Source organism: Rhodococcus sp. IEGM 1409, assembly GCF_030056735.1.
Lineage (GTDB): Bacteria > Actinomycetota > Actinomycetes > Mycobacteriales > Mycobacteriaceae > Rhodococcus_F.
In genome coordinates, this window is the sequence record NZ_JASHKN010000012.1 from 83,858 (window position 1) to 99,996 (window position 16,139).

The 16,139-nt window shown below is 62.1% G+C and carries 14 protein-coding genes, 1 tRNA gene and 1 riboswitch; of the genes, 7 read left to right on the forward strand and 8 right to left on the reverse strand.

Annotation, left to right across the window (positions count from 1 at the left end; genetic code table 11):
* Window positions 1-147: 147 nt before the first annotated feature.
* The 3 genes from QM716_RS25560 to QM716_RS25570 all read right to left on the reverse strand — a co-directional run bounded on the left by QM716_RS25560 (window position 148) and on the right by QM716_RS25570 (window position 3,354).
* On the reverse strand, window positions 148-1,005 hold the full coding sequence (locus tag QM716_RS25560) for a tryptophan 2,3-dioxygenase (RefSeq protein ID WP_283306979.1): 858 nt from the start codon (window positions 1,003-1,005) through the stop codon (window positions 148-150).
* 14 nt (window positions 1,006-1,019) lie between these two features.
* Window positions 1,020-2,300, reverse strand: a complete 1,281-nt coding sequence (locus tag QM716_RS25565) for an MFS transporter (protein WP_283306980.1) — start codon at window positions 2,298-2,300, stop codon at window positions 1,020-1,022.
* A 208-nt stretch (window positions 2,301-2,508) separates the two neighbouring features.
* Window positions 2,509-3,354 (reverse strand): M55 family metallopeptidase, encoded by an 846-nt coding sequence (locus QM716_RS25570; protein WP_283306981.1) that lies wholly within the window; start codon window positions 3,352-3,354, stop codon window positions 2,509-2,511.
* A 203-nt stretch (window positions 3,355-3,557) separates the two neighbouring features.
* On the opposite strand from QM716_RS25570, the gene QM716_RS25575 reads away from it, so the two are divergent.
* Together QM716_RS25575 and QM716_RS25580 are read left to right on the forward strand one after the other, a co-directional pair.
* Window positions 3,558-5,033: an amidohydrolase family protein gene (locus QM716_RS25575; RefSeq protein WP_283306982.1), complete on the forward strand. Its 1,476-nt coding sequence runs from the start codon at window positions 3,558-3,560 to the stop codon at window positions 5,031-5,033.
* A 47-nt stretch (window positions 5,034-5,080) separates the two neighbouring features.
* A complete protein-coding gene (locus QM716_RS25580; protein WP_283306983.1) occupies window positions 5,081-6,391 on the forward strand; it encodes an alanine racemase in 1,311 nt (436 codons plus the stop codon).
* Window positions 6,392-6,415: 24 nt separating this feature from the next.
* On the opposite strand, the gene QM716_RS25585 is transcribed toward QM716_RS25580, so the two are convergent.
* Both QM716_RS25585 and QM716_RS25590 read right to left on the reverse strand, forming a co-directional pair.
* A complete protein-coding gene (locus tag QM716_RS25585) occupies window positions 6,416-7,867 on the reverse strand; it encodes a sensor histidine kinase (RefSeq protein ID WP_283306984.1) in 1,452 nt (483 codons plus the stop codon).
* Window positions 7,864-8,571, reverse strand: coding sequence for a response regulator transcription factor (locus tag QM716_RS25590; protein ID WP_003945656.1), 708 nt, complete (start codon window positions 8,569-8,571; stop codon window positions 7,864-7,866). The genes QM716_RS25585 and QM716_RS25590 overlap by 4 nt, the downstream gene beginning before the upstream one ends.
* Before the next feature lie 468 nt (window positions 8,572-9,039).
* Between QM716_RS25590 and QM716_RS25595 the strand changes: the two genes are divergently transcribed.
* The 4 genes from QM716_RS25595 to QM716_RS25610 all read left to right on the forward strand — a co-directional run bounded on the left by QM716_RS25595 (window position 9,040) and on the right by QM716_RS25610 (window position 12,693).
* The gene (locus QM716_RS25595) at window positions 9,040-10,113 is read left to right on the forward strand and encodes a hypothetical protein (protein ID WP_283306985.1); all 1,074 of its coding nucleotides are present in this window, start codon (window positions 9,040-9,042) and stop codon (window positions 10,111-10,113) included.
* A 46-nt stretch (window positions 10,114-10,159) separates the two neighbouring features.
* Window positions 10,160-10,222, forward strand: a riboswitch (guanidine-III (ykkC-III) riboswitch).
* A 14-nt stretch (window positions 10,223-10,236) separates the two neighbouring features.
* A complete protein-coding gene (locus QM716_RS25600; protein WP_230815099.1) occupies window positions 10,237-10,551 on the forward strand; it encodes a DMT family transporter in 315 nt (104 codons plus the stop codon).
* Window positions 10,552-10,598: 47 nt separating this feature from the next.
* Complete coding sequence (locus tag QM716_RS25605) at window positions 10,599-11,414, forward strand: ABC transporter (protein ID WP_283306986.1); 816 nt, start codon at window positions 10,599-10,601, stop codon at window positions 11,412-11,414.
* A gap of 478 nt (window positions 11,415-11,892) precedes the next feature.
* Window positions 11,893-12,693: a GAF and ANTAR domain-containing protein gene (locus QM716_RS25610; protein WP_283306987.1), complete on the forward strand. Its 801-nt coding sequence runs from the start codon at window positions 11,893-11,895 to the stop codon at window positions 12,691-12,693.
* Between the two features lie 93 nt (window positions 12,694-12,786).
* Here the strand turns inward: QM716_RS25610 and QM716_RS25615 are convergent.
* Window positions 12,787-12,858, reverse strand: a tRNA-Thr gene (locus QM716_RS25615).
* Between the two features lie 122 nt (window positions 12,859-12,980).
* On the opposite strand from QM716_RS25615, the gene QM716_RS25620 reads away from it, so the two are divergent.
* The gene (locus tag QM716_RS25620) at window positions 12,981-14,408 is read left to right on the forward strand and encodes a threonine/serine exporter family protein (RefSeq protein ID WP_283306988.1); all 1,428 of its coding nucleotides are present in this window, start codon (window positions 12,981-12,983) and stop codon (window positions 14,406-14,408) included.
* 83 nt (window positions 14,409-14,491) lie between these two features.
* On the opposite strand, the gene QM716_RS25625 is transcribed toward QM716_RS25620, so the two are convergent.
* The gene (locus QM716_RS25625; RefSeq protein WP_003945538.1) at window positions 14,492-14,740 is read right to left on the reverse strand and encodes an MbtH family protein; all 249 of its coding nucleotides are present in this window, start codon (window positions 14,738-14,740) and stop codon (window positions 14,492-14,494) included.
* The gene (locus QM716_RS25630) at window positions 14,737-16,083 is read right to left on the reverse strand and encodes a lysine N(6)-hydroxylase/L-ornithine N(5)-oxygenase family protein (RefSeq protein ID WP_283306989.1); all 1,347 of its coding nucleotides are present in this window, start codon (window positions 16,081-16,083) and stop codon (window positions 14,737-14,739) included. The genes QM716_RS25625 and QM716_RS25630 overlap by 4 nt, the downstream gene beginning before the upstream one ends.
* Between the last annotated feature and the right edge of the window lie 56 nt (window positions 16,084-16,139).

Consider the following 16,139-nt stretch of genomic DNA (forward strand, 5'->3'; position numbering starts at 1 on the left):
TCACCGACTTGCAAACTTCGCAAGTTCAGCTTGGTCGAACCACCCCGGCCGGATCTTGTCCAAGACTCCTGTCCTTCGAGCCGGGATTCGTCGTGTGTCACGAACAGCTGGGCGTAATAGGCAGCCGTGTGTCATGAAGCAGGTATGTCAGGTTCCGATCTCGGTTCGGGCGGCAAACAGCTCGGGGAAAAAGCTCAACTCCAACGCACGTTGCAGGAACCCGGCACCACCACTCGAACCGCCGGTCCCCTTCTTCATACCGATCACCCGCAGCACCGTCCGAAGATGCCGGAACCGCCACAACTGGAAGCTCTCCTCGAGGTCGACCAACTCCTCGAATGCCTCGTACGCCGTCCAGTGCTGCTCGACGTTCTCGTAAATTGCCTTGACCAGCGGAATCAACTCGTCGTTGCGCACGTAGGGCGCGCTGACGTCTCGTTCGAGAGCCGACGCCGGAACGTCGTAGCCCTGCCTGGACAGGTATCGCCAGAACTCGTCGTACAGTGTCGGCTCCCCGAGCAGGGTCTCCAACAATTGGTGGGCAGACGGATCCGATTCGAACACCTTCAGCATGTCCGCGTTCTTGTTTCCGAGCACGAATTCCACGGCGCGGTACTGGTACGACTGGAATCCGGATGAGTTGCCGAGAACGCCTCTGAACTCCGCATACTCCGCCGGCGTCAGTGTCGCCAACACCGACCACTGCTCGGTCAGTGTGGCCTGGATGTGTTTGACGCGTGCGATGCGCTTGAAAGCGACCCGGATGTCGTCGGCAGCTATAGCTGCTCTGGCCGCCCGTATCTCGTGGAGAAACAGCTTGAGCCACAACTCGCTCGTCTGGTGCTGAATGATGAACAAAAGTTCGTCGTGGTGCTCCGGCTCGCTCACCGGATGCTGCGAATCCAGGAGGGTATCGAGCCCGAGGTAAGCCCCGTAACTCATCTTCTCGGAAAAATCGGTGACGACGTCGTCTTCGATCTTTCGTGTGCCGTCCGTTGCCGACATCTTCGGTCTCCTTCTCAGAATTTCGCCGGGGTCTGCGGAACGATCATGGCCACCAACGCGGCAACGCTCGTCGCTCCGACCAGGACTCCGAATGCAGCCATGTACGAGAACTGGTCCACCATCCATCCCATCACGAGCGGGGTGATGAAACCGGCGAACTGACCACAACCGTTGATCAAACCCATTCCGGAACCGAGGAATTCGGCGGGAAGTGCCCGCAACGGCATCGCGAAGATCGACATCGAACACAGACCGCTGATGCCTAGAGCCAAGGTCTCGTAGAACGTGAACATCGCGACGGTGTCGGCGGTGGTCATCAGGAACAACAGAACTGCCGACGTGGCCATACACGGAACCAGAAGAATCCGAGCCCGGTCGTGGAAGTACTTGTCCACCAATCGCCCGCCCAGAATCGTGGCCAGCGCCGTGACGATGAAGGGGATCGCGGCAAAGATCCCCGTGTCGATCAGCGAGAGTCCCTTGTCGTTGAGCAGATAACTCGGCACCCAGGTCATCAGCCCGTATGCGGACATGTTGCTCAGGCAGAACAGAATCGCAAACTTCCAGACCGACGCAGACTTGAACACCGCGGCGCGGGAGTGCTCACTCGCCAAAGGTTGCAGCGCAGCCTCGGGATCTTCCGAGATTTCCGTGTCCAACGGTGCCGGCAGCACCAACCACACCACCGTGCCGATCACGGCGCCGACGATCGCCACCAGCCAGAACGCGTCACGCCACCCCACCGCCATGAGAACCGGCGCGATGATCAGCGGTGCGACGCCGGGGCCGAGATTGTTGGCGCCGAGCATGAAACCCATAGCGGTTGCTCTGGTTTTCGGACGCGTCCGCTCTGCCAAAGCCTTGAACGACGCAGCCGGAAAGAGCCCCTGGCTGATGCCGAACATCGCACGCATGACCATCAGCGAGACGAGACCCCACGCGAACCCTGTCAATGCGGTGAACACCGACCACAGGATCAAAGCCACGATCAACAGTGGCCGGGGCCCGAAGCGGTCGGCCAGCATGCCGCCGGGAACCTGCCCGAGCATGTAGAAGATCGCGAAGACCGAGACCACTCCGCCCAACTGTGTACTACTGAGGGAGAATTCATCGCCGATCATCGGAAGCGCAAGCCCGATCATCACACGATCCACCATGTCGATCAACCAGATCGTACTGAGCAGTCCGACCGTAACGGTGGTTGTGCGTCGAATCGACTTGTTGTCCATCATGTTTCGAACCGCTCCACCACTTGCGTGCGATGGATCTTCCACTGTGACGCGCTCCGCCTTCATCAAGCCTCCCGGATTGTCTTGTGCCGCATCGAATAGAGCATTGAAAAGCCTGATGAAGTGTGACAGCGAACACGTCTACCGCATTGGTCCGTTCCACCAATACCCGAAGCATCGTTTGGTCGATCGGAACATGTTCTGCCCCAACAGATGACAAATGCCGCCGACACACACGGTGTCGGCGGCATTTCGAGATCGAGTCGCTACTGCATTACGTGCGATTGGCGACTGCCACGATCGTCGAGACGCCTGCGGCTGCGAGCCGAGCATTGACAGTGATCAGACCGAGAATGTCGTCGACGCTACCGAGTGTGTGCGAAATCGTGCGATCCGAGATCCGTCGTGATCCGGGAACGGCCTCGGCGAGTTCAGCTCCCGTGGTGGTGGGGTGAACGATCTCGAGCGTCCATTCGTCACGCAGCTCGACGGGCTTCAGCGTGTCGGCCTTGCGCACCGCACGCTCGGCGCCTGCCCGGATCTGCTCGCAAGCCAGCGAAGGCGGCAGCGAATTGGTCGCCGACCAACCGTGCGCCTTCTTCACCTCGACGGTCTCCGTTGTCGGCGAGGCTGCGTCCACCAGGCCGCAGATGACGTCGTCGCCCGTCACCAGGCCGACGGGAACACCCTGCGTCGCAGCGTAGAGGGTGTTGACGTCGGTCTCGGAGACGGACTTTCCGTCGAGGCGGACGTCCGCGAACAAACTCGAGAACGTGTGCGCCAGGACGCCGGGGCCACCGGCGGGCGCGTGGTAGCCGACAAACAAGGCGACGTCGTGATCGGACGTGAGCCCCTCCGCCATGCACTGCATCTTCGGTGATCCGAAGATCAGGCGCGCCCGTGGGTCCAGATCGGCGTGAAGCAGGTTGTCCATCGTTCCATGGCTGTCGTTGACCAGGACGCTCGTCGCACCGGCGTCGAACGCACCGGCGATCGCAGCGTTGGTCTCGGCGGTCATGAGCATCTGCGCACGGTGGTAGCCGCCACCGCCGCGGATCGTCTGATCGAGCGTCGCGATACCCGCGATACCCTCCATGTCCACCGAAATATAGACGTGCATTCCTGTCCTCCATCAATCTCAATCGGATGAATTGGTGCCTTCGCTTTCACCTTCACACTCGACGGCATCGGTTTCTTGTCCGGTCGAACGGTGAGTCGGCCTCCATTTGGGACGTTCACACCAGAATCCGATACCCGAGCCGTGAAACCATCGGGACATTCGCCGGGCCAGGCGGTTCGACCAACGACAGGAGTGCAACTCTGATGCAGGTCCACGACATCGTGTTCACCGGCGGCCGCGTCGTCGATCCCGCATCGGGGACCGACGAGGTTCGCAACATCGCGATCACCGGCGGCAAGGTCTCGGCTTGGGGTCACGACGCGATCGAAGCCCGGCAGACGATCGACGTGACCGGTCAGGTGATCTGCCCCGGATTCATCGACCTGCACAGCCACGGACAGGAAATCGCCGAGCAGCGACTTCAGGCATTGGACGGAGTCACGACGGCCCTCGAGCTGGAAGCCGGCGTCATTCCTGTTGCGAAGGCATATGCGCGGGCCGGCGCCGAGGGGCGCCCGATCAACTACGGCTACGCGACGTCGTGGGCTCACGCCCGAATGATCGAACTCTCGGGAGCCGACCCCGACGGCGACATCAGAACTCTCCTGCACCATGTCGGTTCCCCGAGCTGGCAAGGCGAGCCCACCGCCGCCCAGCGTGCACACATTCTCGAACTTCTCGAAAACGATCTAGCCGCAGGCGCTCTCGGTATCGGTGTGGTGGTCGGGTACGCCCCGAAATCCGATCCGGCCGAGTACTTGCAGGTGGCGGATCTCGCGGCCCGCGCCGGAGTTCCCACCTACACCCATGCACGCCCGCTCATCTCGGCCGATCCGTCGAGCCCGGTGGACGGTGCCTTCGAAATCGCCCGTGCAGCAGCCGAAACCGGCGCACACATGCACTACTGCCACGTCAACAGCACCTCGGGAATGCACGTCGACCATGCGCTGTCGGTGGTGGCGCAGGTTCAGGCTGCCGGATCGCGCGTCACGACAGAGGCGTATCCGTACGGTTCCGGGTCGACGGCCGTCGGAGCTGCGTTTCTCGATCCCGACAAGCTGCACCTGATGAATCTGACACCACGATCGCTGACATTCGTACCCACCGGTGAACGTATCGCGGACCGCAAACAGCTGGAACATCTTCGGGCAACGGACCCCGGTGGACTGGTGCTGGTGGAGTTCCTCGACGAGAACGACACCGTGCAGCGCGATTTCCTCGAAAGGGCGATGACTTTCGACCGCGCCGCCATCGCGAGCGACGCGATGCCACTGACCTGGCCTGGCCGCTCGTCTGCCGACGCATTGCAGTGGCCATTGCCGGAGAAGGCACTCGGCCATCCCCGCGGCGCCGGTACCTATGCACGTGCGATTCGTACGCTGTACCGCGAGCGTCAACTGCTGTCGCTGTCGGAGATCGTCGCGCGCTGCTCGTTGATCCCCGCGCAGATTCTGGAGGAGTCGGTTCCCTCGATGTCGGCGAAAGGTCGGATCAGCCCCGGCAGCGACGCGGACATCCTCGTTTTCGACCCCGAGCGGATCACCGACAACGCCACCTACATCGACGGCACCCGTCCCTCCACCGGAATCAGCCGCGTGCTGGTCGGCGGAGTACCCGTCGTCGAAGGCGGTGTCGTGGTCGAGGACGCGTTGCCCGGTCGCCCGGTACGCCGCTCGTAGCCCGATTACGTTCTGACCTGCATAGTTCTGACAGAAAGTCACTACACATGAACACATCGTCTGCAATCAACGGCACAATCGATGCCATGACGCATTTCGCGAACCCCCCGATCGGTTGGCAGCACAAGGCATTCGGCACCGACCTCGAAGGTCGCGACGGCTCCGACCTCGAGCCGCTGGGGATCTCTGCACTCGACGGCAACCTCCTGCTACCCGTGATGACACTCAATCGTGCAGCGATCGCGCACAACGTCGACCTCATGGCACAGTTCTGTTCCGATCACGATGTGGATCTGGCGCCCCACGCGAAGACCACGATGAGCCCCGAACTGGTTCGTCGGCAACTCGACGCCGGGGCTTGGGCAATGACGGCGGCAACCGTTGCGCAGGCACGCATTCTGCGTGAATTCGGTGTGGACACGATCATCATCGCCAGCCAGGTTCTCGATCCCGCCGGCATTCGGTGGATCTGCGACGCCCAGGCCACCGACCCCGATTTCTTCGTCACCACCCTCGTCGACTCCGTCGAGAGCGTCCGGCTGATGGAACAGTTGATCGCGAAAGTCTCACCGGCCAGCCGTATCCGGGTTCTCGTCGAACTCGGCTACGACAGCGGACGCGCGGGCGCTCGCACTGTCGAGCAAGCTCTCGATGTTGCACGCGCAGCGTCGCAGGCTCCTTCGTTGACAGTCACCGGAGTCGAGGGTTTCGAGGGCATGATGCCCGGAGCCTCGGTAGCCGCCCGCCGCATTTCCGTCGATTCATATCTCAAATCCGCGCGGGTTTTCACGGAAATCTGTGTCTCCGAGAACCTGTTCGAGAACAACTCCGCGAAGGCTCCCAGACCACTGGTCACGTTCGGCGGCAGCGCATTTCACGATCTTGTGGTGCGCGAGCTGGCCGGCCGGTGGGCACTCGACAACGGTGTACGCGTCGTACTGCGCAGCGGTTGCTACATCACCCACGATCACGGTCTCTATGCCGAGACTTCGCCGTGGGCGGATGGTCCGCGAACCCTGCAGGGAGCCGCTGAAGTCTGGGGCGTAGTGCTCTCCATACCTGAGCCCGGCCGCGCGATCCTGGGCTTCGGTCGTCGCGACGTCGGCTCCGACGCCGGCTTTCCCATAGTCCTGTGGCACCGACGCGACGGATCCAACCGATCAGCGCGAGAACTGACGATCACCGCACTCAACGACCAGCACGCGTACGTCGACGTTCCGGCTGACTTCGACGTGCAGGTCGGAGATCTGCTCGGTTGCGGAATCTCGCATCCCTGCACCACGTTCGACAAGTGGTCGCTCATTCCCGAAGTCGATTCGGATTACCGTGTCGTCGGCACGGTGCATACCTACTTCTGAGAAACAGGTTTCGGCAGTTCCTCGTCAGTCGTCCTTCGGATCACGCGGCAATTCGACGCGGAACGTCGTCCCCTGCCCGAGGGCCGTCTCGACGCTGACGGTTCCGTCGTGCGCTGCAACCAAAGCCGAGACGATGGACAGGCCGAGACCGGAGCCTCCGCTCTCGCGGGTGCGAGAGGTGTCCGCGCGGTAGAAACGCTCGAAGATCCGCGCGGCATCCTCTTCACTCAGGCCCTGACCGGTATCAGAAACCTCGACCACCGCGGAGTTCTCGGTTGTACCGACACGAACTGTGACCGTCGCATCCGGCGGCGTGTGTTTGATCGCGTTGCCCACCAGATTGGCGACTACCTGACGCAGTCTGGCCTCGTCGCCGTGCACCTCGGGTAGGCCCGGGCCGCCGGTCATCTGCAGTTTGACGGTTCGATCCGGTGCGATCGCTCGCGCCGCCTGCACCGAATCCGCCGCAACCGCAAGCAGATCCACCGGCTTGTTCTCGAGCGGTCGCTGTTCGTCGAGTCTGGCAAGCATGAGAAGGTCCTCGACCAGGAGACCCATCCTCGACGCCTCACCCTCGATTCGGTTCATCAGCGTTTCCGTATCCGTCATCGCCCCTTGGCGATACAACTCCGCAAATCCGCGGATAGTCGTCAAGGGTGTGCGCAACTCGTGGCTCGCGTCGCCGACAAATCTACGCATCTTCTCCTCGGAACGCCGTGCTGATTCCTCCGAAGCCTCGGTCGCAGCAAATGCGTGTTGAATCTGCGCGAGCATTCCGTTGAGTGCCACCGACAATCGGCCGACTTCGGTGCGGTCGTCGCGCTCCGGAACGCGTCGATGAAGGTCGCCGGCGGCAATGGCAGCGGCGGTTTCCTCCACCTCCACCAGGGGACGCAGGCTCCTGCGAACCACGAAATACGCTCCGCCGCCGAGGATCAGCAGGACAACCAGGCCGATGCCGAGTTGCAGACCGACCAAGTCGTCGACGGTCTGCTCGTTGTCCGTCAGTCGCACACCGATAGTCGTGGTCGTGCCGTCGCGGACCGTCGTGAGCACTCGCCAGTTCACGTCCGAACCGTCGCTCGATCCGACGGTGATCGGGCCGTTGGTGGAATCTTTCGACAGGTCGGGTTCCGTGGTCGTCGACTTGTCGTTCAGGATGATCACCCGACCGTCCGGGGTCACTGTCCGAACGAAGAAGGGGCTCGGTGGGCGGGTGTCCGGGCCGACGTCACTGGGCGGCTGTAGATCTCTGGTGTGCGGCTTTGCCCAACCGTCAACCGCCTCGTACAGCGTTTTGTCGGTTCGCTGGGTCAATGAATTCTCGAGAGCAGAAGTGACCGCCACGCCCGACGCCAACAGACCCAGCGCTGCCAACACCAGCAAGGCCGCAACCAGGGTGAAGCGCAGAGGCAGTGAATGGAGACGGAAACGACCTCGCTTCTGCAGTTGGTCGTTTTCCGCGGCGGCGATCATTGCCGCGGTTCACGCATCACGTAGCCGACCCCACGCAACGTGTGAATCAGCGGCGTCTCCCCCGTATCCACCTTGCGACGCAGGTAGGACACGTAGGACTCGACAACTCCGACCTCCCCGCCGAAATCGTAGTTCCAGACGTGGTCGAGAATCCGAGGCTTGCTGAGAACCGTCCCGGCGTTGACCATGAAATATCGGAGCAGCGTGAACTCGGTGGGTGAGAGTGCAACCAGTTCGCCCTTCTTCCAGACCTCGCGGGTGTCGTCGTCGAGTTCGATGTCGGCGAACTTCACTCGCGGCGACTGCTCCGGCGCGACACCGCGGCCGGCGCGGCGCAGGATGACCCGCAACCTCGTCACGACCTCTTCGAGGCTGAACGGCTTGGTCACGTAGTCGTCCGCGCCGAGCGTCAAGCCGCTGATCTTGTCGTCGAGCGAATCCTTCGCCGTCAGAAACAGAACCGGCGCGTCCACACCGTCGGCGCGGAGGCGTCGGAGCAGACCGAACCCGTCCATCCCGGGCATCATGACGTCGAGAACGATCGCGTCAGGGCGGAAAGTCCGTGCGACATCCAGGCCTTGGGCACCGCTCGACGCAGTTGCCACCTCGAAGCCCTGGAACCGGAGGCTCACGGAGAGCAACTCCACGATGGTGGGTTCGTCGTCGACGACGAGGATGCGGGCTTCAGGTGTCTTGTCGGTCACGAGAACTATCTTCTCCCCTGCCACTGGATTCTCGCTGTACGTTCGCTGGGAGATTCCTGTGAACGCTGGGATGCGGCCCCACGAATCGGAAGGACGCGGCATGTCACTACCTCCACTGTGGAACAGGGACTGCTTGACGTGGCGTATTCCTCTGTTCACCAACAACTCCGATCCCGGAGAGGATCCTGGCTTCGCGCCACCGGAGTCTTGGGCACAGGCCCTCGCGGCTGTTGCCCAAGATCTACGTTGCCTGCGATTCGGATCAAAAGTTGTTGTCGATCGTCCGTTCAGACCAATTTAACCGGCTACGACTTCGTCCAGTGGCGCAGTCGAGGACGCCATCTGCTTGTTCCTCGACTTCATAATGGAGAGCCGGTTTGGATGGATCCGCACGGCGATGTGACGATCAGTCGCATCGGAGAATTGTGCGAAAATGCGACGAATGATGCAGCAACGTAGCCGGGATCAGTGGGTTCGGCTTTACGGCCCCGTGGCGGACTCGCGACCGTCTTCACTGCAGCTGGCGCCCTCGCCATCGCGCTACCAGCATTCGTTTTGATCTCCGCCCAGATTTCTGTGACTCTGAACGCAATCGGAGCAGGCGCTTTCCTCGCGGCAGCGGCATTTCCGACGACGGGTCACCGCGGAGCACAAATCGCTCTCGCACTCGGCGTAACCACGACGACCCTGTACTTCGGCGCCGCTGACTTGTGGCGCGATCGCGTCGTCAGGTGGTCGCTCACACTTCCGGGCGATTCCTACCCCCTGCCGTCCACGATTCCCGTCTGGATTCTTCTCGCTGCAACCCTTCTCGTGGGCGGAGTCGCCGCAGTCGCACGACCAAATCAGGAGCCGGGCGACGTCGGCGTGCGCCTGGTGACGCTGGGAGTTGTTCTGCCCCTGGCATTCACGGTTCTCTACGTGTGGTTGGGCTCGACGTCGACATCACATGGGTCCTGGGTGACTGCAGTGGTGATCGCGATTGCCGTAACGGTCGCACTGGCCTGGCGCTTGTCGCCACACGACGGCCGTTTCATACTCGTTGGACTGGCAGTCAGCGCGGTTTCGGTCAGCACGACCCACTTTTCCTCCGACTGGACTTGGGCGGTGCTCGCGGGCGCTGCTGCCCTGGCGCTCGGCGTCGTCGTCGGATGGAAACGACCGATGCCCCAACTCGGGCTGGGACTCCTTGGCGTGAGCGCACTCTCGGGACTGTCGGACAGCCCCCTCACCACGGTTTCGTACGTCGTTGTTCTGCCGCTGGCGTTGGGATTGGCCGTCGCGTCTTGCCTGCCTGTTGCCTTCGGGGCAGTCTCGAGCGGGGCGGTACTGCCCTTCACTCTTACGCTGTTCTCGGTTTCAGCGACCATCTTGGAGCCTGACGTGCAGGAATTCGGGTGGTCGAACGGTCCGCTCGTCGAACACGGCCCTGTCACGGTGAACACGCCGATTCCTCTGGCTGTTCTCGCTGCAACGGCGACGATCGTAGTGGCCATGACGACCATCCATCTGAAGAGAGTTCGAACGGCGGTGGTGACCTAAATCGCCAGCTGACCGGGTCGGAACGCAGAATTCTGTTGCTATGGTTGGTTGGTCAACGACGACATCCGGACGAGCGCACCGTACCCGGCCAGCGAAAAGACGGTGCCTTGGGAGTTGTTCACCATGGCATGGATCGTGCTCGTCATTTCCGGACTTTTCGAAGCTGTCTGGGCTACCGCACTCGGTAAGTCCGACGGATTCAGCAAAATGTCGCCCACCGTTGTCTTCATCCTCGGCCTGATCGTCAGTATGGCGGGCCTCGCGTATGCAATGCGCACCCTTCCCATCGGAACTGCGTACGCGGTCTGGGTCGGCATCGGCGCCGCCCTGACCGTGGGATATGCGATGGTTACCGGCGCGGAGTCCACGTCGATCGTCAAGATTCTGCTGATCCTGGGAATCGTCGGTTGTGTCGTCGGCCTGAAGGTCCTTCACTGACCGGCGATCCAGGTGAGTGTTTGTGTGTTACCGGTTACAGTTAACGCATGAAACTGCTGGAGATGCTCACGCTTCCCCTACGCGCGGGCATTGCAGCCGCAGAGATCAGTTTGGGAATCGCCGAGCTGACAGTGACGACTGTTCGTATCGCCGTCAGTAACACCGGCGCCGTGACGGCGGGCGCTGCCACCCTGGCAAGCCCCCGCGGACCCATGCAGATGATCCAGCAGTTGTCATCGCTTACTGCAGACGATCGGCCCATCGGGCAGGCCTTGGCCCCCGGTGGGCCGCTCGACCGGCTGCTCTCACCTGGCGGTCCGGTCGACAAACTGACTGCACCCGACGGCACTCTCGAACGACTACTCGCTCCCGGTGGACCACTCGAAAGACTTCTGGCCCCGGGCGGACCGTTGGATCGAGTTCTCGCCGAGAACGGCGCTTTGGAGCGGTTGCTTGCCCCGGACGGACTCCTCGACCGAATGATGGCCGAGGATGGCCCACTCGAACGCCTGACAGCACAGGACGGTGCCGTCGAACGCCTGACTGCCAAGGACGGCGTCATCGATCGCGCACTGGCCGAGAACGGCATCCTCGAAACACTCTTGGCAGAGAACGGCGCCTTCGAGCGGCTCATCGCCGAAGGCGGCCCGCTTGACCAGATCGTTGCACTGTCCGACACCTTGACTTCCCTCGCTCCCAACCTCGAGCGTATGAGCGCGAGCATCGAGGTGCTTCAGGAAACAGTCGGAATCCTCAGTGCTGCAGTCGGTCCACTCGGAGAACTGGCCGGGAAGCTTCCCAATCGGTGGCTCAAGAGCAAGAGCGAGCGCCCAGGGCCGGACCTTCCGATCGAATCGGCATAACGAACGGTTACTCGCCGATTACGCGGTCAGTTGTTGATCACGATATTGAGATTGATGATGATTCCGCCGAAAGTCAGGATCGTGTTGGCCAAGCCAACGGTCATTCCACTGTTCAGAGCCGCGATCAGTCCGTTCATCGTCGTATCCCCTTCACTGTCTGCGGGTTACGCGTACAAGATTGTGCGCTGGCGCTGACAATAGGCCAAGTTCGCGACCTGCGCGCCATTGCGGAGAAAACTTGTACCCCGGTCGCAGTTTTCACGTTAACTGTTGCAGGACAACATAATTCCAAGATCGGCGCACTACCCGCTAATGGCCGAATCAAACATCACGATTGGGCATACGTGGCGCACCCCACATAACCGTCCAGCCCATCAGACACTTGTCCACTGAAACAGAGTGCACAACAGTTAGTCCGGTGCAACAATGAGACGAATCGGACATGCCTGCGACGTGATGGGGAAGGGTGGTTGAGACAATGACGGCGCCGCGCATTGCCAGAGCAGAACACCGCGGCCCCACCGGGGGCCGAAATTCCGCGTCGCAGGACAGCCTGGACGCCGCCTCGGACGCCTTGCAATCGCTCTATGCGCACCTGGATCCACACGCCCAGGCAGAGCAATTCCTCGAACAGGTCTGCAAACACGCCGTCGACCTCATCGCCGACGCCGACATGGCCGGAATTACCATCGGCGGTTCGGATTCGACGTTCCGAACCGTAGCCGCCACCCACCAACTTGTTCGCACCGTCGACTCGATTCAATTCCGACTGGACTACGGACCGAGTGTGACGTCGTCACGCACGGGCACGGTTGTCCGCGCACATGCCAGCGAAGCCCACAGCCGTTGGCCTCAATTCGCAAGCGCGGCAAAGGCAGTCGGTGCCGTCAGTTTCTTGTCGATGCCGTTGCCCGGTAGAGATCGCCCGCTGGGGACCCTCAATCTCTACAGTCACGACCTCCGAGGTTTCACCGGAGCCGACGTCGCACTGCTTCAACTGTTCGCCGTGACCTCTGCCTACGCGCTGCACAGCTCGCAGCGCCTGGACATCGCCAGAAAGCACGCGATGGACCTCGAGCGAGCACTCGAATCGAGAGGCGTCATCGAACAGGCCAAGGGCATCATCATGGGCACCCACCGCGTCGACGCCGACCGAGCATTCCGCATCCTCATCCAGGACTCGCAGCGCAGCAACGTCAAACTGCGAGTGATCGCCCAGCAGTACATCGACGGCGCGATCGACCCGCGCCAGGCTACGAACAAGCCTGAGACCAACTGAACCGGGCAGGCAAACACAGCGCCCGAGCAAACACAGCGCCCCGGCAAACACAGAGGCACCCACCAAATTCTCGGTGAGTGCCTCTACGTTCGGAGCCTCCTGTCGGGATTGAACCGACGACCTTTCGCTTACAAGGCGAGTGCTCTACCACTGAGCTAAGGAGGCGAAGACCGACGCGTTACCGCGACTGACTTTGCGGAGCCATCATATCCAAGCCGTCACGGTGGCCGCGCCCGGGTCACGTTAGATAGCGTGGGCCCCATGCGCAACTCCCACTCCGCCCCCTGATGGCGAAATTCACCGAAGTACTCACACGCCTGACGGGAAACCGGCAAGCCACCGTCGACACGGTCACGTCGGCTCCCGCGCCCCTTCAACCGATCGACCTGACTGACGACGCCGTCGTCGCAGAGGTCTTGGACCTCGCGGTTCGGGTGGGCGAAGTCCTCCTCGCATCCGGAACCGCTGCCATGGACACCGCTGAGCAGGTGCAGTTCATCGCTGCCACGTACGGCCTTGCTCAGTGTGACGTCGACGTCACTTACAACTCGATTGTGCTCTCTGCCTATCGCGGCCCGACGCGACCGCCGGCGAGCACGATGCGCATCGTTCACTACCGCTCCATGGACTTCACACGACTGGCGGCTGTCGATCGTCTCACGCGTCGTATCCGCCGTGAGGCGATCACCCCGGACCAAGCGCACGACGCGCTCACCGCCATCACGACGGCGCCGCACCCGTACAACCGGTGGACCGCGACCATGGCCTGGGCAGCGATGGCGGCTTCGGTCTCCGTCCTGCTCGGGGGTGGGTTCCTCGTTGCCACAGTCGCGTTCTTGACGACGATGGTGATCGACCGGGTCAACCGCGTACTGAACCGGTTCGGGCTGCCGTTCTTCTTCCAGCAAGTTGTCGGCGGGCTCATCGCGGCTGCGCCCGCCGCCACGCTCTATACCTTTCAGGATCAGTTGGGGATCAGTATCCGGCCCTCACTGGTCATCGCAGCCGGAGTGGTCGTCCTGCTGTCGGGGCTGTCCTTGGTGGGCTCGGTCCAGGACGCGATCATGGGTGCCCCGATCACGGCCGTCGCGCGATTCTTCGAAGTGGTGATGATGACGGGCGGCATCATCGCAGGTGTCGCAGTCTCACTGCGGATGACCGGGATGTTGGGTTCGACGCTTCCACCGATCAACGTGGAAGTCTCCACCATCACCCAGTTGCCGATCCTCATGCTCTCCGGCGCATGTGCGTCAGTCTTCTACGCACTCGCCTGCTACGCCGAGCGTCGTGCACTCACCGCGGCGTTCCTGGGCGGTGCGGCAGGCAGTGGTGTGTCGATCTTCGTGCAGACACTCGACGTCGGCCCTGTGATCGCGGCCGCGATCGCAGCGACCGTCGTCGGTCTTGCCGGTGGTCTGATGGCTCGCCGCGCCCTGACGCCTCCGCTGGTTGTCGCGGTCGCAGGCATCACTCCCCTGCTCCCCGGTCTTTCGCTGTACCGGGGCCTGTACGCGCTTCTCAACGACCAGGTACTGATCGGGTTGACCGCCTTGCTGTCGGCCTTCGGTATCGGCTGCGCCCTGGCCGCGGGCGTGACGCTCGGCGAATGGGGAGCGCGGACGCTGCGTCGTCCACGAATCCTGATGCGCGTGGACTCGCTACGTCGACCGATGGTCCGCAAGCGCAGGCGTCGAGTTCCCGTCACCGAGAAGTAGCGACGTTCAAGCAGAAAGAGCTGGGCACCTGACGATGCCCAGCTCTTTTCTGTTCACTCGGGGGTTTCCGAGCGGTGAGAGAATCAGCTCTCGACTGCGTGCTTTCCGCCGGCAGCCTGATCGGCTTCCATGGCTTCGCGCAGGCTCTTCGGACGCATGTCGGTCCAGTTCGCCTCGACGTATTCGAGGCACGCCTTGCGGCTGTCTTCACCGAACACCACGCGCCAGCCGGCGGGGACCTCGGAAAACGTGGGCCACAGCGAGTGCTGGTCCTCGTCGTTCACCAGCACGTAGAAGCGGCCGTCTTCGTCATCGAAAGGGTTAGTGCTCATCTCGCCTCACTCGTTACGTACGTGTCTTGTGCGCCCAGACTAGCAAGCGCACCAGTTCGGTTCTGGTGGCTCAGTACCGACGCCAGAATCTCCCCCGCCCGCACTGCCACGTTCGACAGCAGCGACGACGTCAATCCGTGAGTCTGTTCTGTCCCACCCTGCAGATAGATACCGCCTGTCACGTCCTCCGTTACAGCCAGTCGATAATCCCGACTGACGTTACGCGGAACGGACGAATCCGGCACGAGTTCACCCAACAAATTGTCCAGCGGTGCCGGGGTGAAACCCGTGGCCAGAATGAGTGCGTCGCACGACAGCGTGTCGGTCAAGCCGTCGAGATTGCTTCGGACAGCCAGTTCTATGCCGGATTCGGTCTCGACAGCACTCGTGATCTCCGAGGCCCGACGCATGAACAGTCGCCGCGGCCCGCGGACCATCTCCTGGTATTCGGTGGCATAGAGCTTGTTGATCAGTTCGATGTCGACGACCGAGTAATTGGTACTGCGGTGCAAATCGAGAAGTCGACGTCGTTCCGCGGCGTCGGCACCGTGCAGTTGATCGACGGCTTCGGGATCGAAGATGCGATTTGCGTAGGGACTGTCGTCTGCCGGGCTGTAGCCGTAGCGGGCAAAAACACTGTGGACTTCGGCGTTCGGGTAGTTCGCGTGCAGGTAGTCGACGATCTCCGCGGCACTCTGGCCGGCGCCGAGAACAACGAACCTGTTGTGCACAGGCTCGGGCATTGCTTCGAGGTGGAAGAGGAACTGGTGATTGTGGAAGCACCGGGACGACGGCGTCGCCCACTCCGGGATCCGCTCTTTCAGCCCTGCTCCGACGACGATGTTGCGCGCGATCACCGTTTCCCCGTCGGCTGTGCGAACCGCAAAGCGATCGACCACGCCGTCGGGGTTCCTGATGCCCTCGACCCCGTCGACGGTTGTTCCGAACTGCACGTCCGCATCGACCCGACGAGCCGCCCAGCACAGGTAGTCGTTGAACTCGTGGCGCGTGGGAAAGAAGGTCTGGTGGTTGACGAAGTCGACCAGTCGACCCTGCTCGAACAGATACGAGAAGAAGCTGTATCCGCTCTGGGGGTTCCGGAACGTCACCAGGTCTTTCGGAAACGCGATCTGCATTGTGGCACCGTCGAGCAGCATCCCGGGATGCCACGCGAACTGAGACTGCTTTTCGAAGAACCGCGCGTTCACCCGATCAACGGCTGCGCAATTTGCATTGTGTTCTTCGACAGCGATGGCCAGCGCAAGGTTGGCCGGACCGAACCCGACGCCGACGATGTCGACCACTGCGGGTTCGGCGCTGGAGTCTCTCGGTGATTCACTCATTACAGGTAGTCCATCCCCGACGGGACGACCTGGTACGGCCGCCAATCGATGTCCCG

Coding starts and splice junctions, on each gene's coding strand:
- QM716_RS25585 (WP_283306984.1), bottom strand. CDS start 7,867: ATGATCGCCGCCGCGGAAAACGACCAACTGCAGAAGCGAGGTCGTTTC.
- QM716_RS25570 (WP_283306981.1), bottom strand. CDS start 3,354: ATGCACGTCTATATTTCGGTGGACATGGAGGGTATCGCGGGTATCGCG.
- QM716_RS25580 (WP_283306983.1), top strand. CDS start 5,081: ATGAACACATCGTCTGCAATCAACGGCACAATCGATGCCATGACGCAT.
- QM716_RS25600 (WP_230815099.1), top strand. CDS start 10,237: ATGGCATGGATCGTGCTCGTCATTTCCGGACTTTTCGAAGCTGTCTGG.
- QM716_RS25620 (WP_283306988.1), top strand. CDS start 12,981: ATGGCGAAATTCACCGAAGTACTCACACGCCTGACGGGAAACCGGCAA.
- QM716_RS25575 (WP_283306982.1), top strand. CDS start 3,558: ATGCAGGTCCACGACATCGTGTTCACCGGCGGCCGCGTCGTCGATCCC.
- QM716_RS25610 (WP_283306987.1), top strand. CDS start 11,893: ATGACGGCGCCGCGCATTGCCAGAGCAGAACACCGCGGCCCCACCGGG.
- QM716_RS25565 (WP_283306980.1), bottom strand. CDS start 2,300: ATGAAGGCGGAGCGCGTCACAGTGGAAGATCCATCGCACGCAAGTGGT.
- QM716_RS25630 (WP_283306989.1), bottom strand. CDS start 16,083: ATGAGTGAATCACCGAGAGACTCCAGCGCCGAACCCGCAGTGGTCGAC.
- QM716_RS25625 (WP_003945538.1), bottom strand. CDS start 14,740: ATGAGCACTAACCCTTTCGATGACGAAGACGGCCGCTTCTACGTGCTG.
- QM716_RS25560 (WP_283306979.1), bottom strand. CDS start 1,005: ATGTCGGCAACGGACGGCACACGAAAGATCGAAGACGACGTCGTCACC.
- QM716_RS25605 (WP_283306986.1), top strand. CDS start 10,599: ATGAAACTGCTGGAGATGCTCACGCTTCCCCTACGCGCGGGCATTGCA.